This is a genomic window from Streptomyces sp. NPDC048288 (genome assembly GCF_043201555.1).
Lineage (GTDB): Bacteria > Actinomycetota > Actinomycetes > Streptomycetales > Streptomycetaceae > Streptomyces.
Window position 1 is genome coordinate 17,605 of record NZ_JBICZD010000021.1, and the last position, 25,146, is coordinate 42,750.

Annotated in this window: 20 protein-coding genes; 15 read left to right on the plus strand and 5 right to left on the minus strand. The window is 71.6% G+C overall.

Features of this window, described 5'->3' with window-relative positions:
* The first annotated feature begins 337 nt into the window (after positions 1 to 337).
* The 6 genes from ACGFZS_RS45935 (at position 338) to ACGFZS_RS45960 (ending at position 10,280) form a co-directional block, all read left to right on the plus strand.
* The gene (locus ACGFZS_RS45935; protein ID WP_393800196.1) at positions 338 to 2,449 is read left to right on the plus strand and encodes a glycogen debranching N-terminal domain-containing protein; all 2,112 of its coding nucleotides are present in this window, start codon (positions 338 to 340) and stop codon (positions 2,447 to 2,449) included.
* 199 nt (positions 2,450 to 2,648) lie between these two features.
* Complete coding sequence (locus ACGFZS_RS45940; protein ID WP_355726456.1) at positions 2,649 to 3,407, plus strand: NUDIX hydrolase; 759 nt, start codon at positions 2,649 to 2,651, stop codon at positions 3,405 to 3,407.
* Positions 3,408 to 3,487: 80 nt separating this feature from the next.
* Positions 3,488 to 6,205, plus strand: a complete 2,718-nt coding sequence (locus ACGFZS_RS45945) for an ATP-binding cassette domain-containing protein (RefSeq protein WP_393800197.1) — start codon at positions 3,488 to 3,490, stop codon at positions 6,203 to 6,205.
* Positions 6,206 to 6,367: 162 nt separating this feature from the next.
* Positions 6,368 to 7,255 carry a FadR/GntR family transcriptional regulator gene (locus tag ACGFZS_RS45950; protein ID WP_393654768.1) on the plus strand — a complete coding sequence of 296 codons (888 nt, stop codon included), beginning with the start codon at positions 6,368 to 6,370 and terminating at the stop codon, positions 7,253 to 7,255.
* Between the two features lie 479 nt (positions 7,256 to 7,734).
* Positions 7,735 to 9,279 (plus strand): RNA polymerase sigma factor, encoded by a 1,545-nt coding sequence (locus ACGFZS_RS45955; RefSeq protein WP_355726465.1) that lies wholly within the window; start codon positions 7,735 to 7,737, stop codon positions 9,277 to 9,279.
* A gap of 134 nt (positions 9,280 to 9,413) precedes the next feature.
* Entirely contained in the window at positions 9,414 to 10,280 is an 867-nt protein-coding gene (locus ACGFZS_RS45960; RefSeq protein ID WP_393800198.1) for a serine protease, read from the plus strand.
* Positions 10,281 to 10,381: 101 nt separating this feature from the next.
* Here ACGFZS_RS45960 and ACGFZS_RS45965 read toward each other — a convergent pair whose 3' ends face one another.
* Positions 10,382 to 10,612: a hypothetical protein gene (locus ACGFZS_RS45965; RefSeq protein ID WP_393800199.1), complete on the minus strand. Its 231-nt coding sequence runs from the start codon at positions 10,610 to 10,612 to the stop codon at positions 10,382 to 10,384.
* A gap of 441 nt (positions 10,613 to 11,053) precedes the next feature.
* Between ACGFZS_RS45965 and ACGFZS_RS45970 the strand changes: the two genes are divergently transcribed.
* From ACGFZS_RS45970 to ACGFZS_RS45995, 6 genes are all read left to right on the plus strand, one after another.
* On the plus strand, positions 11,054 to 13,177 hold the full coding sequence (locus ACGFZS_RS45970) for a type IIA DNA topoisomerase subunit B (RefSeq protein WP_393654762.1): 2,124 nt from the start codon (positions 11,054 to 11,056) through the stop codon (positions 13,175 to 13,177).
* A gap of 283 nt (positions 13,178 to 13,460) precedes the next feature.
* Positions 13,461 to 13,994 (plus strand): DUF1453 domain-containing protein, encoded by a 534-nt coding sequence (locus tag ACGFZS_RS45975; RefSeq protein WP_393654760.1) that lies wholly within the window; start codon positions 13,461 to 13,463, stop codon positions 13,992 to 13,994.
* Positions 13,991 to 15,142: a sensor histidine kinase gene (locus ACGFZS_RS45980; RefSeq protein WP_393800200.1), complete on the plus strand. Its 1,152-nt coding sequence runs from the start codon at positions 13,991 to 13,993 to the stop codon at positions 15,140 to 15,142. Before ACGFZS_RS45975 ends, ACGFZS_RS45980 begins: the two co-directional genes overlap by 4 nt.
* Positions 15,139 to 15,816 carry a response regulator gene (locus tag ACGFZS_RS45985; RefSeq protein WP_393800201.1) on the plus strand — a complete coding sequence of 226 codons (678 nt, stop codon included), beginning with the start codon at positions 15,139 to 15,141 and terminating at the stop codon, positions 15,814 to 15,816. The genes ACGFZS_RS45980 and ACGFZS_RS45985 overlap by 4 nt, the downstream gene beginning before the upstream one ends.
* Before the next feature lie 69 nt (positions 15,817 to 15,885).
* Positions 15,886 to 16,443 (plus strand): DUF485 domain-containing protein, encoded by a 558-nt coding sequence (locus ACGFZS_RS45990; protein WP_393800202.1) that lies wholly within the window; start codon positions 15,886 to 15,888, stop codon positions 16,441 to 16,443.
* A complete protein-coding gene (locus ACGFZS_RS45995) occupies positions 16,440 to 18,032 on the plus strand; it encodes a cation acetate symporter (protein ID WP_393800203.1) in 1,593 nt (530 codons plus the stop codon). The genes ACGFZS_RS45990 and ACGFZS_RS45995 overlap by 4 nt, the downstream gene beginning before the upstream one ends.
* Before the next feature lie 13 nt (positions 18,033 to 18,045).
* Here the strand turns inward: ACGFZS_RS45995 and ACGFZS_RS46000 are convergent, their stop codons facing one another.
* Complete coding sequence (locus ACGFZS_RS46000; RefSeq protein WP_393800204.1) at positions 18,046 to 18,738, minus strand: response regulator; 693 nt, start codon at positions 18,736 to 18,738, stop codon at positions 18,046 to 18,048.
* 158 nt (positions 18,739 to 18,896) lie between these two features.
* Here ACGFZS_RS46000 and ACGFZS_RS46005 point away from each other — a divergent pair, with 158 nt between their 5' ends.
* From ACGFZS_RS46005 to ACGFZS_RS46015, 3 genes are read left to right on the plus strand one after another with little or no spacing between them, the layout of a single operon-like run.
* Complete coding sequence (locus tag ACGFZS_RS46005; RefSeq protein ID WP_393800205.1) at positions 18,897 to 19,712, plus strand: ABC transporter ATP-binding protein; 816 nt, start codon at positions 18,897 to 18,899, stop codon at positions 19,710 to 19,712.
* Positions 19,702 to 20,565: an ABC transporter permease gene (locus ACGFZS_RS46010; RefSeq protein ID WP_393800206.1), complete on the plus strand. Its 864-nt coding sequence runs from the start codon at positions 19,702 to 19,704 to the stop codon at positions 20,563 to 20,565. The genes ACGFZS_RS46005 and ACGFZS_RS46010 overlap by 11 nt, the downstream gene beginning before the upstream one ends.
* A 56-nt stretch (positions 20,566 to 20,621) precedes the next feature.
* Entirely contained in the window at positions 20,622 to 21,680 is a 1,059-nt protein-coding gene (locus tag ACGFZS_RS46015; protein WP_393545633.1) for an ABC transporter substrate-binding protein, read from the plus strand.
* 17 nt (positions 21,681 to 21,697) lie between these two features.
* Here ACGFZS_RS46015 and ACGFZS_RS46020 read toward each other — a convergent pair whose 3' ends face one another.
* From ACGFZS_RS46020 to ACGFZS_RS46030, 3 genes are all read right to left on the minus strand, one after another.
* Complete coding sequence (locus ACGFZS_RS46020; protein ID WP_355709910.1) at positions 21,698 to 22,378, minus strand: response regulator; 681 nt, start codon at positions 22,376 to 22,378, stop codon at positions 21,698 to 21,700.
* Positions 22,375 to 24,036 carry an ATP-binding protein gene (locus ACGFZS_RS46025; RefSeq protein WP_393800207.1) on the minus strand — a complete coding sequence of 554 codons (1,662 nt, stop codon included), beginning with the start codon at positions 24,034 to 24,036 and terminating at the stop codon, positions 22,375 to 22,377. Before ACGFZS_RS46025 ends, ACGFZS_RS46020 begins: the two co-directional genes overlap by 4 nt.
* A gap of 113 nt (positions 24,037 to 24,149) precedes the next feature.
* Positions 24,150 to 25,094, minus strand: coding sequence for a sucrase ferredoxin (locus ACGFZS_RS46030; RefSeq protein WP_393800208.1), 945 nt, complete (start codon positions 25,092 to 25,094; stop codon positions 24,150 to 24,152).
* Positions 25,095 to 25,146 lie beyond the last annotated feature (52 nt).

Here is a 25,146-nt window from a genome sequence, read left to right on the forward strand (position 1 = left end):
TACGGACGGGCATGGGCCCGCGCCGCGTGCCACTGGGCCCGGAGCCTTGTCGGACGGAAGCGGCGCGGTGCGTGTCCGCCTCCTGGCCCGTGGCTGACCGGCCTGTCGGACTCGGCCGTGCGAAGGCCCGGGCCGGCCCGGCCGCAGGACACCTCCCCGTATGGCCGTTCGGTCGGCTTCGGCGGGTCGGGGCGTGACCAGGAGGAGCCCGTCTCCGTTCACCTGAGTGGCGGAACGCCTGGACGGGCCGTGCCGCCACCCGTCCGCTGTCCCTCCGGGGCTGTCCGTCAGGCGCCCAGCACGACCCAGGCGCACAGAGCGCAAAAGAAGCCTTCCCATGCATCAGCCGAGTCCGCCCTCCACCGCCGACGACAACCGCCGACTCAGGGACGGCCCGCCCTGGCTCCCGCCCGCGGAGGCCGTCTCGGGACAGCCACGCAACCGAGCCCCACGGCCCAAGCCCGTACGACCGGCGCCCGGCACCCCGCCCCCGGGCCACCCCGGCGGGCTGCCGCCCACACACACCGCCCTGATCTGCGTCGCCTTGCCCGGCCTCGCCATCTCCGCCGAACACGGCCAGCTGAACGGCCGTGGTCTGGAGGGCTTCTACCGCGCGGGCCGGCGATTGCTCGCCCGCTGCCAGGTCCGGGTGGCCGGCCGCGAACCGCTCCCCGTGCAGGCCCGGATGACCGGGGCGGACTCCGCCCGCTTCGTCGGCACGCTCCGGGTCTCCCCGGCGGCGGGCCCCGATCCGGACGTGATCGTGGAACGCACCCGGCACGCCGACGGCACCGAGCGCATCACCCTGCGCAGTTCCGCACCCCACCTCTTGCGCCTGCCGCTGGAGGTGGCCCTCGGCACGGACCTCGCGGACCTCGGCGCCATCGCCTCCGGCACCACGGGCCCCGAACTCCCGGCCAGCGTCCACGACTCCGGCCTCCGCTGGGCCACCCCGACCGGCAACGCGGCGATCACCGCGGACCCGCCACCCGCGGACGCGCTGGCCTCCGCGGGCCTGCTGCGCTGGGAGTTCGACCTGCCACCGGGCGGAACGGCGAGCGTGGAGCTACGGGTACGCGCGGACGGCGCGGCTCCCCTGCGAGCCGTGGGACGCGCCGCCACCAGCCCCCTGGCGCCGGCCAGGGCCGCGGGCGACGACCCGAGGGTTCCGGCACTGCTCAGAACGAGCATCGACGACCTCCAGTCGCTGCTGCTCCGCGACCCGGCACACCCCTCCGACACCTATGTCGCGGGCGGGGCACCCTGGCGCTGCGGACTGGCCCCGGCCGAAGCCCTGGCCGCCGCCCGGATGACCCTGCCCCTGGGCACCCGGCTCGCCGCCGGCACCCTGCGCGCCCTGGCCCGCACCCAACTCCGCGGCCCGGGACCGCGGACCGGCATGATCCCCGGACCGCGCCGCGACGCCGGAGCACACCTGCCACCGGGCTGCACCGGTACGGAGGCCACCCTGCTCTTCCCCGCCCTGCTGGCGGAGGCCCGCCGCTGGGGGCTCCCGGAACAGGAGACACGGGAACTGCTCCCGGCCGCCGAGCGCTGCCTCAGCTGGCTGCGCACCACGGTGGGCGAGCACACCTACCTCTGCGATCCGCGGCCCGGCGGCCCCGCGCGCGCCGAGACCCAGGCCCACGCCCACCGGGCCGCGCTGCTCGGCGCGGACCTCCTCGACGCGTACGACCGGCCCGGCGGTGCCGCACTGCGGCAGTGGGCGGGGGAGCTGAGGACGGCGTTCCGGGCGGACTTCTGGGTCGAGGACCGGGGCGGCGGGCGTCCGGCGGCGGCTCTGACCCCGGACGGCCGCCCCCTGACCCACCTCGGCTCCACCGCCGTCCACCTGCTCGACACCGGTCTGCTCGGGGCGGGTGAACTGGCCGTCGGCCTGCTCGACAGGGCGCAGACCGGGCAGCTCTCCCGGCTGCTGGGCGGCCCGGCCATGGACTCCGGTTGGGGGCTGCGCGGGCTGGGGGCGAAGGAAGCGGGGCACAACCCGTTCGGCCACCGGGCCGGAGCCGTCCGGGTGCAGGAGACGGCACTCGCCGTCGCCGGGCTGGCCGCCGCGGGATACGAGAAGGAGGCCGGCGGGCTGCTGCGCGGCCTGCTGGCGGCGTCCGAGCACTTCGGTCACCGGCTCCCCGAGATGTTCGCCGGTGTGCAACGCTCCGACGGGAGCGCTCCCCTTCCGCACCCCGCGGCCTGCCGTCCGGCGGCCACGGCCGCCGCCTCCGGGGTCCTGCTCCTCACCGCGCTCGCGGGCATCCGCCCCGACGTCCCCGCCCGGACCGTCACCCTCCGTCCGGTCCACAGCGCGCCCCTCGGTGAACTGGGCCTCACCGGACTTCGGGTCGCCGGCGCGCCCTTCTCGGTGCGCGTCAGCCGGCTCGGCCTGGCCATGGTCGAGGAGGCGGCGGACGGTCTGCAGTTGGGGGCGTGACCGCGCGGCCCGAGGACAGGGATCCGGCGCGGCGCGGCGACCGGACGAAGGGGCGGCCGACTGTCGGAGGCCCACCGGCACGAGCCGCGGGGTGCATACCGGAGCGAAGTGGATCAGCCCTCGCAGCACGCAGGGATCAGCCCTCGAAGCGCGTGACGAAGGGAGTGTTTATCGTCAGGCAGACGACTATGATCACCGCATGCCCTACGACCCGTCAGCCTTTCCGCCCTTCGCCGTCACCGTGGACCTGGTCGTACTGACCGTGCGCCGCCATGCCCTGTGCGCGCTGGCGGTCCGCAGAGGCGAGGCGCCCTTCCAGGGGCGCTGGGCGCTGCCGGGCGGCTTCGTACGGGCCGACGAGGATCTTTCGCAGGCGGCGGCGCGAGAACTGGCGGAGGAGACCGGGCTGCGCGCCCACGACCCCGACGCCCCCGCCCAGGACGGCGGAGCCCACCTGGAGCAGCTGGCGACCTACGGCGACCCCAAGCGGGACCCCCGGATGCGCGTGGTCAGCGTCGCCCACCTCGCCCTCGCCCCCGACCTCCCCGCGCCGCGGGCGGGTGGCGACGCCAGCAACGCGCGCTGGGCCCCGGTCGAGGAACTGCTCGCGCAGGGCGGCTACGGCCGGGACGGCGAGCCGGTCGCGCCGCTCGCCTTCGACCACGCCCAGATTCTGTCCGACGGTGTGGAGCGGGCCCGCTCCAAGATCGAGTACTCCTCCCTGGCCACGGCGTTCTGCACGCCCGAGTTCACCGTCGGTGAACTGCGCCGGGTCTACGAGGCGGTGTGGGGTGTGGCGCTCGACCCGCGCAACTTCCACCGCAAGGTGACCGGGACCCCCGGCTTCCTCGTCCCGACCGGCGGTACGACCACCCGCCAGGGGGGCCGTCCGGCCCAGCTCTTCCGCGCCGGCGGGGCGACCCTGCTCAACCCGCCGATGCTGCGACCCGAGGTCTGAAGGTCCGACAGCGCGAACCCGGGCAAGGTTAAAACCCTCTATACCCGGAAAAACGGTCATTCCGCGCTATCTTCCCTAAGGTGATCGAGGCCTTCGGACTGACCAGCAATCCCCGCAAGGCGCACCCGCCCGCCGTCGACGATGTGACCTTCGATGCGCACGCGGGCCGCGTCACCGCACTCCTCGGCGAGGCGCGCGCGGGCAAGACCACGGTGCTCAGACTGATGCTCGAGCTCCAACCGGGCCGTGGACTCGCCTACTTCAGGGGCCGCCCCCTGCATCGCATCGCCCACCCCGCGCGTGAGATCGGCGTCCTCCTCGGCGACGTCCCCGGTCACCCGTCCCGCTCGGTCCGCGGCCATCTGCGCATGCTGTGCGCGGCCACCGGGGTCCCGGCCCGGCGCGCCGACGAGGTTCTCGAAGCCGTCGGCCTCGTCAGTCTCCGCGAGGAACGCCTGGGCACGCTGTCGCGCGGCGTGGACCGCAGGCTCGGCCTGGCCTGTGCCCTGCTTCCCGACCCGCACACCCTCATCCTGGACGAACCCGCGAACGACCTCCCCGCCCGTGAGGTCCACTGGCTGCACCGGATGCTCCGGGCGCACGCCGAGCAGGGCGGCACGGTGCTCTTCACCACCGCCGACCCCAAGGAAGCCGCCCGCGCCGCCGACCGGGTCGTCACCCTGCAGGGCGGCCGGCTCCTCGCGGACCAGGAGGCCACCGACTTCGCCCGCACCCGGCTGCGCCCGCGCGTGGCCGTCCGCAGCCCCTACGCCGCCCGGTTCGCCGACCTCCTCACCAAGGAGGCCCGCGCCGACCACCGCTCCGTGGAGGTCGTACGAGAAGGCGGCAACCGCCTCTCCGTGTACGGCAGCACGACCGCCGAGGTCGGCGACGCCGCGTTCCGCCACGGCATCCTCGTCCACCAACTCGCCGACGAGACCGGTGACATGGGGCCGGGAGCCGGGACGGAGCCGTTGCCGGACGAGGAGCCGGGGACGGTACGGCCGCAGCCGGACCACGGCGAGCCCGCCCTGGCGGCCGACGCGCGGCCGACGCGCGTGGAAGGAGAGACCGAGGCGGACGGTGGGCGGCCCACCCCCTCGCAGGGAACCGGGGAAGAGGCGCCTGCCGCCGGTCGGCCCGACGTGCTCCGCGCGGAGCGACGCCAAGGCGTGGCCGTGGCCCCGGTGACCCCTCAGCCGCGGGCGGAGTCGGGGTGGCCTCACTCGGTGGCCGCTCCGACCCCTGCCGACGTGACCGAACCGCTGCCCCTCGCCTCCGCCGCGGGGATCACCGGCAACCCGCCGCCGACGTCTCGGCCTTCGCCCCAGAACGCGGAGCACATCACCCACACGCGTCCCGCCGAGCCGGGCCCGGGCCCGGCGGCGGTCAGGCCGTCGAGCGCCCCTGCCTCCGCCCCCGCTACCTCGTCGGCCGCCGCCGAGTCCTCCGGCCACGCCATGTCCACCAGGACGGCGGCCGCCGTACCTGCTCAGCCACCGGCCGCCGCATCCGTCCAGCCGACGACCGTGGTCGTATCCGCATCGGCATCCGCATCCGCCCAGTCGTCCACGCGGCCCGCGACCGCCCATCCGTCGGCCCCCGCCGCCTCCCCTCAGCCGTCGTCCCGAGCGTCGGCCGCCGAAGCCTCCCACGCGCAGTCGTCACCCCGCGCCGTACCCGCCGAAGCCCCCACAACCCAGCCTCCCGTCAACTCCGTACCCGCCGAAAACCCCGCCGGCGAACGTCTCACCATCGAAGCCCTCACCGCCGAACCCCTCACCACCGAACGTCCCGCCGCTGAACTCCCCGTCCCCGAGCGCCCCACCACCGAGGCCCCCGCCAAGCAGCCTCGGCAGCAGCAGCAGCAGCCGACGCCGCAGTCGCAGCCGAAGTCGCAGCCCCGTAAGCCCACCACCGCAGTCGATGACGGGCCCGCCCCGTCCGCGGCCGGGCGCGGGCACCGCGCCGAAGCCGCCGTCCTGGACACCATGTCCCCCCTGCCGCCTCCCATCTCCGTCCGCTCGGCCCCCAGCCCGCTCCGTCCGCTGCGCTACGAACTGCGTCGGGCCGCCGGGATCGGGGCCGGCTTTCTCACGTGCGGTGCCGTACTGCTGGTGTCGGCGCTCACCGCCGTCCTGCTCGCCCGGCTCGGGCACACCCCGCAGGCGCGGCTGTTCGCGGCCTGGCCGCGGGAGCTGCCGCTGCCCCCGGCGGCGCTCGGCGCGGGGTTGCTCGGGGCGCTGTCCTTCGGGGACGAGTTCCGCCACCCCGCGCTGGCGGCGGACCGCGGCACCGTGCCCCGTCGGCTGGGGCTGCTCACCGCGAAACTGCTGGTCTCCGGAGCCACCGCGGTCCTGCTCTCGTTCCTCACCCTGGGCTGCGACGCCGAAGCGCTCTATCTCGTCTACGGACGGGAGCTCGCACAGGTTCCCGGCGACTGGATTCCGCTGACCGCGAGTTGGTTCGGGCTGATCGTCGGATGCGCCTGGGCCGGTGTGCTGGCGGCGGGAGTCTTCCGGTCCACCACGGCCGGACTGGCCGCGGTGCTCGCCGTGCCCGTGGTCGTCGTACCCGTCGTACACAAGGCGCTGGAGGGATCGAGTGTGCGGATGGCCGCCGGACTGCCGGTGCGGATGCGGGAGATGTTCCTGCTGCGGTGGCCCTTCGGAGGGGAGCGCTATCTGGTCGGAGCGGCCCGTGTGCTCGCCCAACCCGTGGGCGGGGCGCTGGCGTTGTCACTGACCGCGCTGCTCTGCGCGTACGTGTTCACCACCCTGCGAACCAGGCTCCGATGACCACGGACCGGGCGCTTCCGATCCTCAGGTGCCCACAACTCCCTGAAGAACGCCCATTTCTTTCCGATAAGGCGTCAATTGCGACGGGGTGAGCGATCACCCTTTCGTGTGCTTTTCACCAAAGACCTCAAGGGAGTTGGAGGCAACGCCGACAAAGGATCCGTGAGTACCCTTGCGCACACCATGATGACCGCCGCCCGCTCCGCAGACTCTGGTCTGGTCGGCCCGGGCGAACTCGACCGCTACCCCTACGCGGAGACCTCCGCCGTCGATCGTGTCGGCGTGCCCGCCTGGGAGGGCGCGGATCCGGAGCTGGGCCGTGTGGGACGGCGCGCCGCGGGCAGCCGCGGCCGCGGACTGCACGGTCAACTCGTCCAGCAGCTGGGTCAGATGATTGTCTCCGGCGACCTGGGCGCGGACCGCCCGCTGGTCCCCGAGGAGATCGGCCAGCGATTCGAGGTCTCCCGCACCGTCGTCCGTGAGTCCCTCCGGGTCTTGGAGGCCAAGGGCCTGGTCAGCGCCCGCCCGAATGTCGGCACGCGCGTGCGTCCCGTCAGTGACTGGAACCTTCTCGATCCGGACATCATCGAGTGGCGGGCCTTCGGGCCGCAGCGCGACGACCAGCGCCGTGAGCTCAGCGAGCTGCGCTGGACGATCGAGCCGCTCGCCGCCCGCCTCGCCGCCGGGCACGGCCGCGAGGACGTCCAGCAGCGCCTGTGTGACATGGTCGAGATCATGAGCCACGCGATGGCGCAGGGCGACGCGCTGACGTTCTCGCGCGCGGACGCCGAGTTCCACTCGCTGCTCATCCAGATCGCGGGCAACCGCATGCTGGAGCACCTCTCCGGCATCGTCTCGGCCGCCCTCCAGGTCTCCGGCGGCCCGGTCACCGGCTGTGAGCGGCCGAACGAGACCTCCCTGGCCCAGCACGCGCGGATCGTCGACGCGCTGGGCACCGGTGACGGCATGGCGGCCGAGTCGGCGATGCGCCAGCTGCTCACCATCCACCCCGAGGTCGAGCGCGTGGTGCCCGCCCCGCGCGAGCACTGACCGCGCCAGAGCGTGCGCTCGGTCAGTGCCGCGTTCTCGGGGCACCGCGGGCCCGGGACCCGCTTCCGCCGGACCCCGCCGGATCCCTCGGGGCTCCGGCGGGGTCCGGCGGCGCGGCGGTGGTGCGTGGCGGGGTGTCCGGGGCGGTCGTAGGACGTACCGAGGGCGGTGTCGTAGGACGTACCGAGGGCGGTCCGGACGGCCGCGGAGATCGCCGACGACAATCTCTGCCCGCATCTGACCGTTTTTGAGTGCTTACGCGGTGTGACTCGGGCCACGTAGATTGGGCGTAACGCTCTTGCGAACAACGCGATGACCTAAGAGGTGACAGTCGCGGAGGGAATACGGACGCCATTCATGGCGCTGTGCCTCTTCCCGGCCCCCGCCCGCGCCGTCGGCCCATCCCCAAGCCGGCGGTCGGCTCCAGTCCTTCCCGGACGGGGCCGGAAGCCGTTTTCCAACGTTCCGAGAGGTTGTTCGTGTCGGCCAGCACATCCCGTACGCTCCCGCCGGAGATCGCCGAGTCCGTCTCTGTCATGGCTCTCATTGAGCGGGGAAAGGCTGAGGGGCAGATCGCCGGCGACGATGTGCGTCGGGCCTTCGAAGCTGACCAGATTCCGGCCACTCAGTGGAAGAACGTACTGCGCAGCCTCAACCAGATCCTTGAGGAAGAGGGTGTGACGCTGATGGTCAGTGCCGCGGAGCCCAAGCGCACCCGAAAGAGCGTCGCAGCGAAGAGTCCGGCCAAGCGCACCGCCACCAAGACGGTCGCGGCCAAGACGGTGACCACCAGGAAGGCCACCGCGACGGCCGCCCCCGCCGTATCGCCCGCCGTGGCCGACGATCCGGCCGACGAGGCATCCGCCAAGAAGGCCGTCGCCAAGAAGGCCCCCGCCGCGAAGAAGGCGGTCGCGAAGAAGACCGCGACCGCTGCCAAGAAGACAGTGGCCAAGAAGACGGCCGCGAAGAAGGACGACGCCGAGATCATCGAGGAAGAGGTCCTCGAGGAGGCGAAGGCCGGCGGCGAGGAGCCCGAGGGCACCGAGAGCGCGGGCTTCGTCCTGTCCGACGAGGACGAGGACGACGCGCCGGCGCAGCAGGTCGCCGCCGCCGGTGCCACCGCCGACCCGGTCAAGGACTACCTCAAGCAGATCGGCAAGGTCCCGCTGCTCAACGCCGAGCAGGAGGTCGAGCTCGCCAAGCGCATCGAGGCCGGTCTGTTCGCCGAGGACAAGCTGGCCAACGCCGACAAGCTCGCCCCGAAGCTCAAGCGCGAGCTGGAGATCATCGCCGAGGACGGCCGCCGCGCCAAGAACCACCTCCTGGAGGCCAACCTCCGTCTGGTGGTCTCCCTGGCCAAGCGCTACACCGGCCGCGGCATGCTCTTCCTGGACCTCATCCAGGAGGGCAACCTCGGTCTGATCCGCGCGGTCGAGAAGTTCGACTACACCAAGGGCTACAAGTTCTCCACGTACGCCACCTGGTGGATCCGGCAGGCGATCACCCGCGCCATGGCCGACCAGGCCCGCACCATCCGTATCCCGGTGCACATGGTCGAGGTCATCAACAAGCTCGCGCGCGTGCAGCGCCAGATGCTCCAGGACCTGGGCCGCGAGCCCACCCCGGAGGAGCTGGCCAAGGAACTCGACATGACCCCCGAGAAGGTCATCGAGGTCCAGAAGTACGGCCGTGAGCCCATCTCCCTGCACACCCCGCTGGGCGAGGACGGCGACAGCGAGTTCGGTGACCTCATCGAGGACTCCGAGGCCGTCGTCCCGGCCGACGCCGTCAGCTTCACCCTCCTCCAGGAGCAGCTGCACTCCGTCCTGGACACCCTGTCCGAGCGCGAGGCCGGCGTCGTCTCCATGCGGTTCGGTCTCACCGACGGTCAGCCGAAGACCCTCGACGAGATCGGCAAGGTCTACGGGGTGACGCGTGAGCGCATCCGGCAGATCGAGTCCAAGACCATGTCGAAGCTGCGCCACCCCTCGCGCTCCCAGGTGCTGCGCGACTACCTCGACTAGGCCGCGGCGTACGCGTCGCCCGCCTGACATCGAAGGCCCGGTCCCCCCGCGGGGAGACCGGGCCTTCGTGCTGCGGGTCGCGGCCCGCTGGATGACTCTGGGTTTCCCGATACCACCCAGAGTGAGGAGGGTGCATGCGTCGTCCTGTTGCCCCGGCCCTGATCAGGCCGCTGATCCTGGCGGCCGTCGCCACTGCCATACCGCTGACCACCACGTCTTCCGCCGCCGCCGACAGCGTCGTCGTCGGTGGCTTTCCCGTCGATGTCTCGCAGACCCCCTGGACGGTCGCGCTGTCCAGTCGTGACCGGTTCGGGGGTACGCGGGCCGGTCAGTTCTGCGGGGGAGTGGCGATCGGCCGGACCACGGTGCTGACCGCCGCCCACTGCATGGCCGACGAGGTGATCGGGGGGCCGTCCGACCGGGTGCGCGACCTCAAGGTCATCGCGGGCCGCACGGATCTGCTCTCGACGCAGGGCCAGGAGATCCCCGTGACCGCCGTCCGCGTCAATCCGCGCTACGACGCCGCCGCGAACACCGGAGACTTCGCCGTCCTCACCCTCGCCCAGCCCGTGCCGGCCGAAGCGGTCGTGAAGATGGCCGCCAAGGGCGACACCGCCTACACGCCCGGCACCGCCGCGCTGGTCTCCGGTTGGGGCGACATCACGGGCGGCGGCGACTACTCGCGGCGGCTGTACGCGGCGAACGTCCGTGTGCTGCCCGACGCGATGTGCGAGCAGGCCTATCCCGGCGGCGGCGACGGCACCTACCGGGCCGACTCCATGGTGTGTGCCGGAGAGGCCCCGGGCGGCCCTGACGCCTGCCAGGGCGACAGCGGAGGACCCCTGGTCGCGAAGGGACGGCTGATCGGGCTCGTGTCGTGGGGCAGCGGCTGCGGACGCCCGGGCAGTCCCGGCGTCTACACACGCGTCTCGGAGGTCGTGCGGGCCCTGGGCCGGAGCGATGCCCCCAGTGGCGCACGCCGGCCTCACAAGGCCTCCTGAGGGCCGTTACGGGGATACGACGAAGGGCGGCCGCTCCCCCTGGAGGAGCGGCCGCCCTTCACCGACCTGCGCCGGTGCTGGCTCGTCGTGGATGCGAGAGGTCAGCGCTCATCTTCGGAGGCGGTGGCAGGAGCGGTCGTCAGCCGCTCCGTCTCGTCCTGTATCTCAGCGGCGATCTTCTTGAGTTCCGGCTCGAACTTGCGACCGTGGTGGGCGCAGAAGAGCAGTTCTCCGCCGCTGACCAGCACGACGCGCAGGTATGCCTGGGCGCCGCAGCGGTCGCAGCGATCGGCGGCCGTCAGGTGGCTCGCGGGGGTCAGAACAGTAGTCACGTCGCCTCTTCTCTAGCTCGACGAGCTGTCGTACCAGGGTCAACATCCAACCAGCCTGAAAACGTTCCCGCTCTGGGCTTGTCCTCGAAAAAAATCTTTCGAGGTGGCTGTCTGCTGCCGGTTGGCGGCGAATGTGCCGTATTGCGTCGTCTTCGGTGCTTACGGGTTCGCGCGGTTCATCGGTCTCATCCTCCCGGCCGGGTTGCCGGTTGTTTGTGAGGACGTGCCCGGAGCCTAAATGGTTCATGCCTCGAAGGGAACGTGATATGTACTTCACTCCATCGAGGGATCGAACACGCATACGACGCTGGACTAGGGTGAGTTCCCGACGAGGGTGGCGTTACAACGGCTCTACCAGGCCTCGGTACCCTCTGAGCGGCGACCGAAGCCGACCCCTTACCCCAAAGGGGCCCCATTGAAATTCAGCGAGGAGCGAACCGCGTGACCGCCGATACGTCCGTGCCGTCCACAGCGCTGCTGGCAGGAGCAGACCGGGACGGCTCCAACTACACCGCGCGGCACCTGCTCGTCCTTGAGGGCCTCGAAGCCGTGCGCAAGCGCCCTGGCATGTACATCGGATCGACCGACAGTCGCGGTCTGATGCACTGCCTGTGGGAGATCATCGACAACGCCGTGGACGAGGCCCTCGGGGGCTACTGCGACCACATCGACGTCATCCTCCACGACGACGGCTCCGTCGAGGTCCGGGACAACGGCCGTGGCATCCCGGTGGACGTCGAACCCAAGACCGGCCTGTCCGGCGTCGAGGTCGTCATGACCAAGCTGCACGCCGGCGGAAAGTTCGGCGGTGGCTCCTACGCGGCCTCCGGCGGTCTGCACGGCGTCGGCGCCTCCGTGGTCAACGCGCTCTCCGCGCGGCTCGACGTCGAGGTCGACCGCGGTGGCAGTGTGCACGCCATCAGCTTCCGCCGCGGTGTGCCGGGGGCCTTCACCGGCACCGGTCCGGACGGCAAGTTCGAGGCCGGGAGCGGGCTGCGCAAGACCAAGCGGGTGCCCAAGACCCGCACCGGCACGCGCGTGCGCTACTGGGCCGACCGCCAGATCTTCCTCAAGGACGCCAAGCTCTCCCTGGACACGCTCCACCAGCGTGCCCGCCAGACCGCCTTCCTGGTCCCGGGCCTGACCATCGTCGTCCGTGACGAGTACGGCCTGGGCGAGGGCGGCAGCAAGGGCGAGGAGTCGTTCCGCTTCGACGGCGGAATCAGCGAGTTCTGCGAGTACCTCGCCACCGACAAGCCGGTCTGCGACGTCCTCCGCTTCTCCGGGCAGGGCACCTTCAAGGAGACCGTGCCGGTCCTGGACGAGCACGGTCAGATGACCCCCACCGAGGTCACCCGCGAACTCGGCGTCGACGTCGCGATGCGCTGGGGCACCGGTTACGACGTGAACCTGAAGTCGTTCGTCAACATCATCGCCACGCCCAAGGGCGGCACCCATGTGGCCGGCTTCGAGCAGGCCGTCCGGGAGACCCTCAACGAGGTGCTGCGGGCCAAGAAGCTGCTGCGCGTCGCCGAGGACGACATCGTCAAGGACGACGCCCTGGAGGGGCTCACCGCCGTCGTCACCGTCCGGCTCGCCGAGCCGCAGTTCGAGGGCCAGACCAAGGAGGTCCTCGGCACTTCGGCGGCCCGCCGGATCGTGAACAACGTGATCTCCAAGGAGCTGAAGGCGTTCCTGACCTCCGCCAAGCGCGACGCGGCCGCCCAGGCCCGTGTGGTCATGGAGAAGGTGGTCGCCGCCGCGCGGACCCGCATCGCGGCCCGCCAGCACAAGGACGCGCAGCGCCGGAAGACGGCCCTGGAGTCCTCGTCCCTGCCGGCCAAGCTCGCCGACTGCCGCAGCGACGACGTCGAGCGCAGCGAGCTCTTCATCGTCGAGGGAGACTCCGCGCTCGGTACCGCGAAGCTGGCCCGGAACTCCGAGTTCCAGGCCCTGCTGCCGATCCGCGGCAAGATCCTCAACGTGCAGCGGTCCTCGGTGACGGACATGCTCAAGAACGCCGAGTGCGGTGCGATCATCCAGGTCATAGGGGCGGGCTCCGGCCGCACCTTCGACATCGACGCGGCCCGCTACGGCAAGATCATCATGATGACCGACGCCGACGTCGACGGCTCCCACATCCGCTGCCTGCTGCTGACGCTGTTCCAGCGCTACATGCGGCCCATGGTGGAGGCCGGCCGGGTCTTCGCCGCGGTGCCGCCGCTGCACCGCATCGAGATCGTCCAGCCCAAGAAGGGCCAGGACAAGTACGTGTACACGTACTCGGACCGGGAGCTGCGCGACAAGCTCATGGAGTTCCAGAGCAAGGGTGTCCGGTACAAGGACTCCATCCAGCGCTACAAGGGTCTCGGCGAGATGGACGCCGACCAGCTGGCCGAGACGACGATGGACCCGCGCCACCGCACCCTGCGCCGCATCAACCTCTCCGACCTGGAGGCGGCGGAACAGGTCTTCGACCTCCTGATGGGGAACGACGTGGCTCCCCGCAAGGAGTTCATCTCCGGCTCGGCGGCGACCCTGGACCGGTCGCGGATCGACGCGTAGCCGTCAAGCGGGACCCGGCCCAGGGTTGAGGCCGGACGGGTGTGGCGGGGAGCCCCGGCGGAAGCCGGGGCTCCCCGGCGTTCCGGGGCCGAGCCGCACTCACCGCACCCGGGACGGCGCTCGTCACCAGTGCCTCTCCACCCGCGGGTGGAGAGATGCCGCGTGCCGGAATCCACCCGCGATCCACCCCTGCTCCGATCTGCTGACCTGCGCCTTTCCGTAGCGTCGTAGGCGTCGGCGGCTCCCGCTCCCGACACCACCCCTTCCGCTCACGGAGGCACTGATGTCCGGGCTCGTCAACGCGCTGCTGATCGTGGCCGTCGTCGTCGTGGTGATCGTCCGCCAGTTCCGCGCCCGCCCGATCAACACGGGCCGGCGCTGGTGGCTGCTGCCCGTGGTCCTCGCGGTCGTCGCGCTGCGCGAACCGGCCGTACTCGATGCCCACCACCGCACCGCATCGGCCCTGCTGCTCGGCACCGAGATACTCGTGGGGCTGGTCATGGGCGCCGCCTGGGCCTGGACCACCCGGTTGTGGACCGAACCCGACGGCGTGGTGTGGACGAAGAGCACCAAGGCCAGCGGAATGGTCTGGATCGGCGGCCTGGCCGTGCGCGTCGGTCTCTTCGCCCTGGGAGCCCTGCTCGGCATCCATCAGGACAGCTCGGCCCTGATGCTCGGCCTGGCGGTCCTTCTCCTGGTCCGTTCCGGCATCCTCGCCTGGCGTGCCCAGTCGCTCCCCTCCGCCGCGTCCACGAGCGGCCCCGGCCGGGCGTACGGTGACGGCATGGCCCGGGTCACCAGGAAGGAAGGCGTGTGACCGAGAACGCCTGGACGCGCTGGCCCTCGCGCGAAGCGCTGAGCCGAGCGGGGACCTCCCGGCCCCGGCGCCTGCTCGCCTGGGCCGTCCGGCTGGTCGTCCTCGCCCTGCTGCTGTGGAGCGCCTTCCACCAGACGCACGTCCACGGCTGGGGCGTGGCGGCCGCCGTGGCCGGTGTCCTCGCGACCGCCGCGGCCTCCTGGGGCTTCTACCGGACCACCTACGCCCACCGGCTCGTGCCCTCCCTGGTCCTTGTCACCGTCCTGCTGGCCCTCGCGGTCGTGGCGCAGGTCGCGGGATTCCACGGACCGGCCCTGGTGATCTGGTGCGGCTGCGGCATCACCGCCCTGGAGCGACTGCCGGTCGCGATCGCGCTGCCCGTCGCCTCCGTGGGCCTGGCCTCGTACTCCGCGTTCAACAACGACGTATGGCTGACCACGGCGGCCACCGTGGTCGGCATGGCTCTCGCCGGTTACGTCATGAGACTCGACGCCGAGGCCCGGGGCCACGCACAGCGTCTGCTCGCCCAGGAGCGTGCCGCGAGAGCCGCCGAGGCCGAGTCGGCGGCGCTGGGGGAGCGGGCGCGGATCGCCCGGGAGATCCACGATGTGCTGGCGCACAGCCTCTCGGCCCAGATGGTGCACCTGGAGGCGGCGCGGCTGCTGATCGAGCGGGGCGCCGACCGGGAGCAGATCCTGGAACGGGTCGTCGCCGCCCGGGCCATGGCGAGGGACGGACTCGCCGAGACCCGGCAGGCCCTGTCCGCCCTGCGCGGCGAGCTGACCCCGCTGGAGGAGTTCCTCACGGAGATCGCGGGTTCGACCGACGGCGCCGAGGTCACCGTCACGGGTGAGCGCCGGGCCCTGCCCGCCGAGGCGTCGCAGACCGTCCGGCGCGTCGCCCAGGAAGCGCTGACGAACGTCCGCAAGCACGCCTACGGCGCCAAGGTGCGGGTACGGCTCGACTACAGCGAGCACGAAGTGACGCTGGACGTACGTGACTCGGGAGGCCGTCCTGGCGAACTCAGCGGAGCCGGCAGCGGATACGGTCTGCTGGGTATGCGGGAGCGGGCCGAACTGCTGGGCGGGTCGCTGGAGGCAGGGCGTGACGACGAGGGGTTCGCGGTGACGTTGAGGGTGCCCGTATGACGGAGGGGGAGAAGAAGCCGGCACGGGTGGTGGTCGCCGACGACCAGACAGTCGTCAGGGAGGGCATCGTGATGCTCCTCGGACTCCTTCCCGGCGTGGAGGTCGTCGGGGCCGCGGGGGACGGCGAGGAGGCGGTACGGCTGGTCGCCGAGCTGTCCCCGGACGTGGTGCTGATGGACCTGAGGATGCCGCGCTGCGACGGGGTGGAGGCGACCCGGCGGATCAGGTCCGAGTACCCGGGGACCCAGGTCGTGGTGCTCACCACGTTCGCGGACGACGAGTCGCTGTTCCCGGCGCTGCGGGCCGGTGCCCGTGGCTACCTCACCAAGGACGCGGGCGGCGACGAGATCGTGCGCGCCGTGGAGAGCGTGCTCTCCGGAGACGCCGGACTGTCGCCCAGCATCCAGCGCCGGCTGCTGGAGCGGCTGTCGCACCCCGAGCCGGCACCGGTGGCCGCCGAGGCGCCCGACGGGCTGACCGCGCGGGAGACCGAGGTCCTGGTGCTGATCGCCGAGGGGCTCACCAACCAGGAGATCGCCCGCAAGCTGCACGTCTCCACCGCGACGGTGAAGACACACATCAACAACCTGTTCGCCAAGACGGGCCTCAAGGACCGTGCGCAGGCGGTGCGTTATGCCTACGGCAAGGGACTGGTGCGGCCACCAGCGGACTGAGTCACCTGATGGGGTGAAGAGCCAGGGGAAGAAGAGTCGGGGATCTTCCCGATCTGTCCATCCTTGGGCATGCAGTCAAGCAACGGTCGTCACCGCGACGGCGGGGGCGGTCCCGAGAGTTCGGCCGGGAAGCACGAGGACCAGGGCGAGTACGGCACCGCCTCCCGGGAGGTCAGGTACGAGGACCCCTGGTACGACGCCCTGGCCTCCGGCTGGGGCGAGCTGGACGGCACCGCCGCGCCGCCTCCCGCCGTACCGGGCGCGCGAACGGAGCCGGAGGACGCGGCGGTTCGCGCCCGTGACGTCTATCTGGAGGTGCAGCGCAGCGCGGCCTTCCAGGAGGTGCGCAGCCGTTACCGGCGGTTCGTGGTGCCGGGCTTCGCCGTCTTCTTCACCTGGTACGTGGGGTACGTGGTGACCGCGACGACGGCGCCCGGGCTGATGGCGCGGCCCGTCGCAGGAGCGGTGAACGTGGCGATGATCGCGGGTCTCGGGCAGTTCCTCACCACCTTCCTGCTCACCTGGGCCTACGCCCGGCACGCGCGCCTGCGCAGGGACCGTGCCGCCCTGGAACTGCGCTGGGACACGCAGGAGCTGACGCGTGGGGTGCGGGGCGGTGAGTCATGACGGGCCAGCATCAGACCCTGGCGCTGCTGCTGTTCAGCGTGTTCGTCGCCGTGACGCTCGGCATCACGACATGGGTGAGCCGGAAGCGGCATGGTTCGGCGGAGGAGTTCTACGCCGGCGGGCGGCTCTTCTCCCCGATGGAGAATGGTTTTGCCATCTCGGGCGACTACATGTCGGCGGCCTCCTTCCTCGGCGTCACCGGACTCATCGCGCTCTTCGGCTACGACGGGCTGCTCTATGTGGTGGGCTTCCTGGTCGCGTGGCTGGTCGTGCTCTTCCTGGTGGCCGAACTGGTGCGCAACTGCGGTCGGTTCACGCTCGCCGACGTGATCGCCGCGCGGATGCGGGAGCGGCCGGTGCGGATCGCGGTGGGAACTTCCTCGGTCACCGTGTCCGTTCTCTATTTGGTGGCGCAAATGGTGGGCGCGGGCAGCCTGGTGGCGCTCCTGCTGGGGCGGACCAGCCAGGCCGCGCAGGCGTGGACGGTCATCGGGGTCGGCGCGCTGATGGTGATCTATGTGTCGTTGGGAGGGATGCGGGCCACCACCTGGATCCAGATCGTGAAGGCGGTCCTGCTGCTGAGCGGGACGGTCGTGCTGACCGTGCTGGTGCTGCTGCGCTTCCACGGCGACATCGACCGGCTGCTGCTCACGGCCGCCGAGCGCAGCGGCCACGGGCAGGCCTTCCTGGCGCCGGGACTCAAGTACGGCGGCGGCTGGAGCGCGCGGCTGGACTTCATCAGCCTGGGGCTGGCGCTGGTGCTGGGGACGGCGGGGCTGCCGCACATCCTGTCGCGCTTCTACACCGTGCCGACCGCGCGGGCGGCCCGGCGTTCGGTGGTCTGGTCGATCGGGCTGATCGGCGGCTTCTACCTGATGACGATCGTGCTCGGGTTCGGGGCGGCGGCCCTGGTCGGGCCGGACACGGTGCGCGCGTCCAACGCGTCGGGGAACACGGCGGTTCCGCTGCTCGCCCTCGACCTGGGCGGCGGCGCGGGCTCCACCGGGGGGACGGTGCTGTTCGCGGTCGTCGCGGCCGTCGCCTTCGCGACGATCCTCGCGGTGGTCGCCGGGATCACCCTCGCCTCCTCGGCCTCGGTCGCCCACGACCTGTATGCCTCACTGCGCCGCCCCCGCGCCAGGCCGCGCAGTGAGGTGGCGGTGGCGCGGACGGCGGCCGTCGGGATCGGTGTCGTCGCCATCGCCCTGGGGCTGCTGGCCCGGGATCTCAATACCGCCTTTCTGGTCGGCCTGGCCTTCGCGGTGGCCGCCTCCGCCAATCTGCCGGTGCTGCTGTACTCGCTGTTCTGGCGGGGCTTCACGACCCGCGGGGCCGTGTGGGCCGTATACGGCGGACTCGTCCCCGCCCTGGGCCTGGTCGTGCTCTCCCCGGTGGTCTCGGGAAGCCCGGGCTCGCTGTTCCCCGGGGTGGACTTCCAGTACTTCCCGTTGCAGAACCCAGGGATCGTGTCGATTCCGCTCGGCTTCCTCGCGGGCTGGCTCGGCACGGTCACCTCGGACGAGGTGCCGGACGAGGGCAGGCACGCGGAGACCGAGGTGCGGTCGCTGACCGGGGCGGGGGCCGTCTGAAGCGGTGCGGGCGCTATGGCGCCACCCAGGCGTACCGGTGCTCCGGGCGGCCCGTGTCGCCGTACTTCAGGGAGAGGCGGAGCCGGCCGGCCTGTTCCAGGTGGCGCAGGTAGCGCTGGGCGGTGGAGCGGCTCAGGCCGGTCTCGGCGGCCACCTCGTGGGCCGAGAGCGGGTGGTCCGCCCGGTGCAGGACCTCGCAGATGAGGTCGGTGGTGGGTTCGGAGTGGCCGCTGGGCAGCCCGGGCGCGGACGGCGGCGCCGAGGTGCGCAGGGCGCCGAAGATCCGGTCGACCTGCTCCTGGCCCGTCAGGCCCCGGCCGCCGACCCGGTCGACGGTGCGGCGCAGGGCCGCGTAGGAGTCCAGACGGGTGCGCAGCGCGGCGAAGGTGAACGGCTTGACCAGGTAGTGCAGGGCGCCCAGGCGCATCGCCTTCTGGACGGTGGTCACATCGCTGGCCGCCGTGATCATGATGACGTCGGTGCCGTGCCCCTGCTCCCGCATCCGGTGGACGAGTTCCAGGCCGGTCCGGTCCGGCAGATAGTGGTCCAGCAGGACCAGGTCGATGGTGCCGCGTTCCACGGCGGCCAGGGCCTGGGCGGCGCTGTGCGCGCGGGCGGCCACCCGGAAGCCGGGAACCTTGCCCACGTACTTGGCGTTTATCTCAGCGACGCGGAAGTCGTCGTCGACCACCAGGACGTCAATCATCAGGCCTCTCCTTCAAGGCCGGCGAGCGTTAAGCCCGTGTTTCGTCTGCGCAGTTGTAGCGCGAGCAAAAAGAGCACAACAGGTGCTTGCGAGCAAAAGAACGGCTTGCGCCCAGAAGACTGCTGTTGTGGCACGGGCCACACCTACCGTCCCGGCCCATGAGCGCAGAGACCAGCCCCGCCATCGAGCTACGGGGCGCGAGCAAGATCTTCAAGACCCCGTCGGGGGGTCTGCACACGGCTGTCCGCGACCTCGACCTCACCGTCGGGCGCGGCGAGTTCGTGGCCGTCGTAGGGCCGACGGGTTGCGGCAAGTCCACCACGCTGACCCTGGTCAGCGGGCTGGAGGAGCCCAGCGAGGGTGAGGTGCTGGTGGCCGGTGCGCCGGTGGCCGGCGTCGGCGACAAGGTCGGTTTCGTCTTCCAGCAGGACGCCACCTTCCCCTGGCGGACCGTGCTGTCCAATGTGATGGCCGGACCCCGCTTCCGGGGCGTGCCCAAGGCGGAGGCCAGGGACAAGGCCCGCGCCTGGCTGGCCAAGGTCGGTCTCGCCGCCTTCGAGGACCGTTACCCGCACCAGCTCTCCGGCGGCCAGCGCAAGCGCGTGGCGCTCGCCGCGACCTTCGTCAACGACCCCGAGATCCTGCTCATGGACGAGCCGTTCTCCGCGCTCGACGTGCAGACCCGGGCCCTGATGTCGGACGAACTCCTCGAACTGTGGGAGGGCACGGGCGCCTCGGTCGTCTTCGTCACCCACGACCTGGAGGAGTCCATCGCGCTGGCCGACAGGGTCGTCGTCATGACCGCCGGCCCCGCGACCGTGAAGCAGGTCTTCGAGATCGACCTGCCCCGCCCCCGCAAGGTCGAGTCGGTCCGTCTGGAGCCGCGGTTCATCGAGATCTACCGCGAGATCTGGGAGTCCCTCGGCGAAGAGGTCCGCATCACCCGTGAGAGGGGTGCCGCCCATGTCGCCTGACGTCCTCAGCGCACCGGTCGTCGACCCGGCCAAGACCCAGGACCGCGCCCAGTCGCGGGCCCAGGCCGCCCGCAGACGCAAGGTGATCGTGTTCGCCGTGCGCGTCCTGCTCCTGGTGGCCGTCCTCGGCCTGTGGGAGGTCCTGTCCCGGGCCGGTGTCATCGACCCGTTCAACTTCTCGATGCCCTCGAAGATCTGGGACCAGATCTGGACCTGGGTGACCCACGGCACCGCCCTCGGCTCCCTCGGCGAGCAGATCTGGTACACGCTCTACGAGGCCCTGCTCGGCTGGGTCATCGGTGTGATCGCCGGTGTCGTCTTCGGTATCGCCCTCGGCCGGATCGCGTTCCTCGCCGACGTCCTCGGTCCCTACATCAAGGTGCTCAACTCGATCCCCAGGATCGTGCTCGCCCCGATCTTCGTGATCTGGTTCGGGCTCGGCGCCTCCTCCAAGGTCGCCTCGGCCGTGGTGCTGGTGTTCTTCCCGGTGTTCTTCAACGCGTTCCAGGGCGCCCGCGAGGTCGACCGCAACCTCGTGGCCAACGCCCGGATCCTGGGCGCCAGCGACCGCCGGGTGACCCTCCAGGTCGTGATCCCGTCCGCCACCTCGTGGATCTTCACCAGCCTCCACGTCAGCTTCGGCTTCGCCCTCATCGGCGCCATCGTCGGCGAGTACATCGGCGCCACCAAGGGCATCGGCCTGCTCGTCGCGCAGTCGCAGGGCACCTTCAACGCGGCCGGTGTGTATGCCGCGATGGTCATCCTCGCCGTCGTCGCGCTCGCCGCCGAAGGGCTGCTCACCTTCGCGGAGCGCCGCATCTTCCGCTGGAAGCCGTCGGACTCCGACAGCTGATCCCGGCCCCTCCTCCTCTCCGCCCCGCACCGCCTTCTCACAAGGACGTGAACGTCATGCGCAAGTCCGCCAGATACGGCACCCTGGCCGCCGCCGGCCTGCTCGCCCTCTCCTCCCTCACCGCGTGCGCCAACGACGCGGCTGGCACGGCCTCCACCGGTTCCGGCAGCAAGAGCGACGGCAAGGGCACCAAGGTCAAGATCATGGTCGGTGGCCTGGACAAGGTCATCTACCTGCCGGCGATGCTCACCCAGCGGCTCGGCTACTTCGACGCCGAGGGCCTGAACGTGGAACTGCTGACCGAGCCGGCCGGCGTGCAGGCCGAGACGGCGCTCGTCGCCGGGCAGGTGCAGGGGACGGTCGGCTTCTACGACCACACGCTGGACCTCCAGACCAAGGGCAAGGCCGTGGAGTCCGTCGTGCAGTTCTCGCGGGCGCCCGGCGAGGTGGAGATCGTCTCCACCAAGGCGGCCGGTGACATCACCTCGCCCAAGGACTTCAAGGGCAAGAAGCTCGGCATCACCAGCCTCGGGTCGTCCACCGACTTCCTCACCAAGTACCTCGCCGTCAAGAACGGGGTGAAGGTCAACGAGTTCTCGCCGGTCGCCGTCGGCGCGGGCGCGACCTTCATCTCGGCGCTGCAGCAGGGTTCCATCGACGGAGGTATGACGACCGACCCGACCGTCGCGACCATCCTGGACAAGAAGGCGGGCAAGATCCTTCTGGACATGCGGACGCCGGAGGGCTCCCAGGAGGCGCTCGGCGGCCCGTACCCGTCGTCGAGCCTGTACATGCAGACGGACTGGGTCAATGGTCACAAGGAGACCGTCCAGAAGTTGGTCAATGCATTCGTCAAGACGCTCAAGTGGATGTCCACGCACAGCGCCGCCGAGATCGCGGCCAAGATGCCCGCCGACTACGCCCAGGGCGACAAGGCTCTCTACACGGAGTCCATCAAGAGCACGCTGCCGATGTTCACCGACGACGGTGTGATGCCCGAGAACGGTCCGGAGACCGTGGAGAAGGTGCTCAAGGCGTTCAACACGAACATCCAGAACGCCGACGTCGACCTGAGCAAGACGTACACGACGGAGTTCGTCGAGGCCGCCAAGTGACGGCCCGTTGAGAGGACTCAGCCGCGGGTCGCCCACACGTAACGGTGTTCGGGGCGGCCCGCGTCGCCGTACTTGAGGGTCAGCCGGGCCCGTCCGGTGCGCTCCAGGAGCTTCAGATAACGCTGGGCGGTCTGCCGGCTCACCCCGGTCCGCTCGGCGATCTCCTGGGCCGACAGCGGACCCTCGGCGTTCATCAGGCACTGCCGGACCAGCTCGGCGGTGGTGGGGGAGTGCCCTTTGGGCAGCTGCGGCTCGGACGGCGCGGACAGGGCGCCGAAGATGCGGTCCACCTCGGCCTGTTCGGCCTCGCCGCCGCCGTCCAGGGTGCGCCGCAGCTGAGCGTAGGCCTCCAGCTTGGCCCGCAGTCCCGCGAACGCGAACGGCTTCACCAGGTACTGCAGGGCGCCCTGGCGCATGGCCGCCTGCACGGTCGACACGTCCCGCGCCGCCGTCACCATGATCACGTCGGTCTGGTGGCCGCGCCGGCGCATCTCCTGGACCACCGCGAGGCCCGTGTCGTCGGGCAGGTAGTGGTCCATCAGGACCAGGTCGAGATGGGGCAGCGTCTCCAACTGGCGCAGCGCGTCGGCCGCGTTGTGGGCCTCGCCGGCCACCCGGAAGCCCGGCACCTTCTCGACGTAGGCGGCGTTGACCCGGGCGACCCGGGTGTCGTCGTCCACGACCAGGACCTGGATCATCGTGTCTCCTCGTCCGCCGGGGCGAGCGCCGCGTCCAGCTCCAGCTCCGGTTCGGTCAGCGCCTCGGGGAGTACGACCGTGAACTGCGCGCCCCCGCCCTCCGCCTCGCCCACGGTCGCGCTGCCGCCCTGCCGTTCGGCGAGCCGCCGCACCAGGGGGAGCCCGATGCCGCGCTTGCCGTGCGCGGGCGGCTTCTTGGTGGACCACCCCTCGGTGAAGACCACCTCCCGCTGCTGCGCCGGGATGCCGGGCCCGGTGTCGTGCACCCTGAGGACGATCGTGCGGCCCTCGGCGCACAACTCGACCTCCACGCGCGCGTGCGGCGTACCGGCGACCGCGTCCAGCGCGTTGTCCACGAGGTTGCCCACGACCGTGACCAGCCCCCGGGGATCGACCAGCCGGTCCGGGAGCCGGGTGCGGTCCGAGACCCACAGGGCGACCCCGCGCTCGGCGGCGACGGTGGCCTTGCCGACCAGCAGGGCGGCCAGCAGCGGATCCTGGATCTTCTCCGTGACCTGCTCGGCGGTGACCCGGTGGTCGCCGACCACCTCGCCGACGAACTCCACGGCGTCGTCGTACATCTCCAGCTCCAGCAGCCCGAGCAGGGTATGCATGCGGTTGGCGTGCTCGTGGTCCTGGGCGCGCAGGGCGTCGATGAGACCGCGCGTGGAGTCGAGTTCGCGGCCGAGCTGCTCCAGCTCGGTGCGGTCGCGCAGGGTGGCCACGGCGCCGCCGTCGTCGGTGGGCATGCGGTTGGCGACCAGGACCCGCTGGCCGCGCACAGTGAGCAGATCGGTGCCGACCACCCGGCCGGCCAGCACGTCGGTCGTACGGCCCTCGCCGAGCGCCTCGTCCGGGGGCAGGCCGACGGCCTCGTCGCCGATGCCGAGGAGCCGTCGCGCCTCGTCGTTCAGCAGGCGGATGCGGCCGCCGCGGTCCAGGGCGACGACACCCTCGCGGATGCCGTGCAGCATCGCCTCGCGCTCCGAGAGCAGCGCAGAGATATCGGAGAAGGCCAGGTCACGGGTCTGTCGCTGGACCCTGCGGGAGATCAGCCAGGCGGCCAGCGCGCCGACCGCTAGCGCGCCGCCGGCGTAGGCGAACAGCCCCGGGATCGCGCTCAGCAGCCGGGCCCGCACACTGTCGTAGGCGATACCGACCGAGACCGCCCCGATGATCCGGTGCTTCGCGTCGTACAGCGGCACCTTGCCCCGCGCGGAGCGGCCCAGCGTGCCGTTGTCGATCTGCATGACCTCCTTGCCGTCCAGTGCCTCCGTGGGGTCGGTCGAGACATGGCGGCCGATCTCCGAGGGCGTGGTGTGCGACCAGCGGAATCCGCCCCGGTCCATCACCACGATGTACTCGGCGTGGGTGGCCTTGCGGATCCGCTCGGCCTCCTTCTGCACCGGCCCGTTCACACTGGGCGGGGTGGTCAGGACGCCCTCGGCGATCTGCGGGTCCTGCGCCGTGGTCTGGGCGATGGCCAGCGCTCGGCGCATCGCCTCCTGGTCCAGCTGCTTGCTCAGCGGCGCCAGGAAGAGCCCGGTCGCGAGCACCGCGACCCCGGCGGCGATCGCCACCTGCATCAGCAGGACCTGCGAGAACACCTTCCGGGGCAGCCGGGGACGCAGACGGCGCGCGGGGGGCTTGGGGCTCATACCCACGACCGTACGTGCGCGGGGGCGCCGGGCCGTAGGGGTGTGGCGCGGATCTCTTGACCATTCCTTGGGGAAAGCGCCCCGGAGACCGGAAAACCCTCTCCGGGGCCGGGTCAGCTCGCCAGCGCCGTCGTCCTGCGCACTTCCCGCACCGACACCACGTCCATCCGGGCCGGCGACCCCAGCACCGACACCCCGCAGCTCTCCGGGCGGGGCGGCAGGGAGGCGCCCTGGTCCACGCCGACCCGCCAGCGGCGGCCGTCGGTGTGGGCGACGGTGACGTCCCAGTGCGGGGCCGCGCCCTCGGTCCGTACGACGCTCAGCACGCCCGCCGCGTACTCGCCCACCGCCTCGCGGACGGCCAGCTCGGCCGCCTGGCCGGGCCGTTCCCAGGCGGAGCACCCGCGGCACCCCTCCAGCACCACCCGGCCCTCCTGAGCGCCGTGCAGGACCTCCTTGACGGCATGGGCCTCGGCGCGGCCGTACGCGTAGCCGTACGGCAGGACGAGCACCGTCGGCGAGAAGCGATGACCACCCAGATGGGTGACCTCCCAGGTGCCCTGTACACCGGACGCCGCCAGCTCCGCGGCGAGCGGGCGGCCCAGCAGGGCGCAGCAGCGGTCCCGCTTGCCGTTGGTGCAGACGAGCGCGAGCGCGCTGCCCCGGTGCGGGCGGCCGCCGAGCGCGGCGCCGAACGAGCGGTGGTCGCCCGCGCCCAGCGCGGCGAAGTCCAGGCCGAGCAGCTGCCGGGGGTCGCGCGTGGTGGCGCCGTGCAGCCAGACGTTCCCGGGGACCGTGTGGGCCACGTACACCTGGCGTACCGCGGGGGTGCCGGGGTCGGCGTGCCGGCCGGGGCGGCGGATGAGCGCGACCCGTACGCCGGTCCCCTTGGCGGCGGTCTCCAGGGCGCGGCCCAGCGCGGGATCCAGATGGCTCGAAGTGAGCGCCTTGGCACCCCACGGGCCTGGCTGTTCCAGCAGCAGCCACGTCGTCGCGGTGGCGGCGGTGCCGGAAACGGGCTCGTCGAGCATCCGGGAGACGGTTGCGCACCTACTCACAGAGGTGAGCCTAACCTGACTTTGCCCGGGGCGACTTCCGGCCCCGCCCGTC

Bases quoted from the DNA above. Each gene is read 5' to 3' on its own strand.
- ACGFZS_RS45990 (WP_393800202.1), top strand. From the start codon at position 15,886: ATGCAGTCAAGCAACGGTCGTCACCGCGACGGCGGGGGCGGTCCCGAG.
- ACGFZS_RS46025 (WP_393800207.1), bottom strand. From the start codon at position 24,036: ATGAGCCCCAAGCCCCCCGCGCGCCGTCTGCGTCCCCGGCTGCCCCGG.
- ACGFZS_RS46015 (WP_393545633.1), top strand. From the start codon at position 20,622: ATGCGCAAGTCCGCCAGATACGGCACCCTGGCCGCCGCCGGCCTGCTC.
- ACGFZS_RS46005 (WP_393800205.1), top strand. From the start codon at position 18,897: ATGAGCGCAGAGACCAGCCCCGCCATCGAGCTACGGGGCGCGAGCAAG.
- ACGFZS_RS45935 (WP_393800196.1), top strand. From the start codon at position 338: ATGCATCAGCCGAGTCCGCCCTCCACCGCCGACGACAACCGCCGACTC.
- ACGFZS_RS45985 (WP_393800201.1), top strand. From the start codon at position 15,139: ATGACGGAGGGGGAGAAGAAGCCGGCACGGGTGGTGGTCGCCGACGAC.
- ACGFZS_RS45975 (WP_393654760.1), top strand. From the start codon at position 13,461: ATGTCCGGGCTCGTCAACGCGCTGCTGATCGTGGCCGTCGTCGTCGTG.
- ACGFZS_RS45995 (WP_393800203.1), top strand. From the start codon at position 16,440: ATGACGGGCCAGCATCAGACCCTGGCGCTGCTGCTGTTCAGCGTGTTC.
- ACGFZS_RS45940 (WP_355726456.1), top strand. From the start codon at position 2,649: ATGCCCTACGACCCGTCAGCCTTTCCGCCCTTCGCCGTCACCGTGGAC.
- ACGFZS_RS46020 (WP_355709910.1), bottom strand. From the start codon at position 22,378: ATGATCCAGGTCCTGGTCGTGGACGACGACACCCGGGTCGCCCGGGTC.
- ACGFZS_RS46010 (WP_393800206.1), top strand. From the start codon at position 19,702: ATGTCGCCTGACGTCCTCAGCGCACCGGTCGTCGACCCGGCCAAGACC.
- ACGFZS_RS46000 (WP_393800204.1), bottom strand. From the start codon at position 18,738: ATGATTGACGTCCTGGTGGTCGACGACGACTTCCGCGTCGCTGAGATA.
- ACGFZS_RS45960 (WP_393800198.1), top strand. From the start codon at position 9,414: ATGCGTCGTCCTGTTGCCCCGGCCCTGATCAGGCCGCTGATCCTGGCG.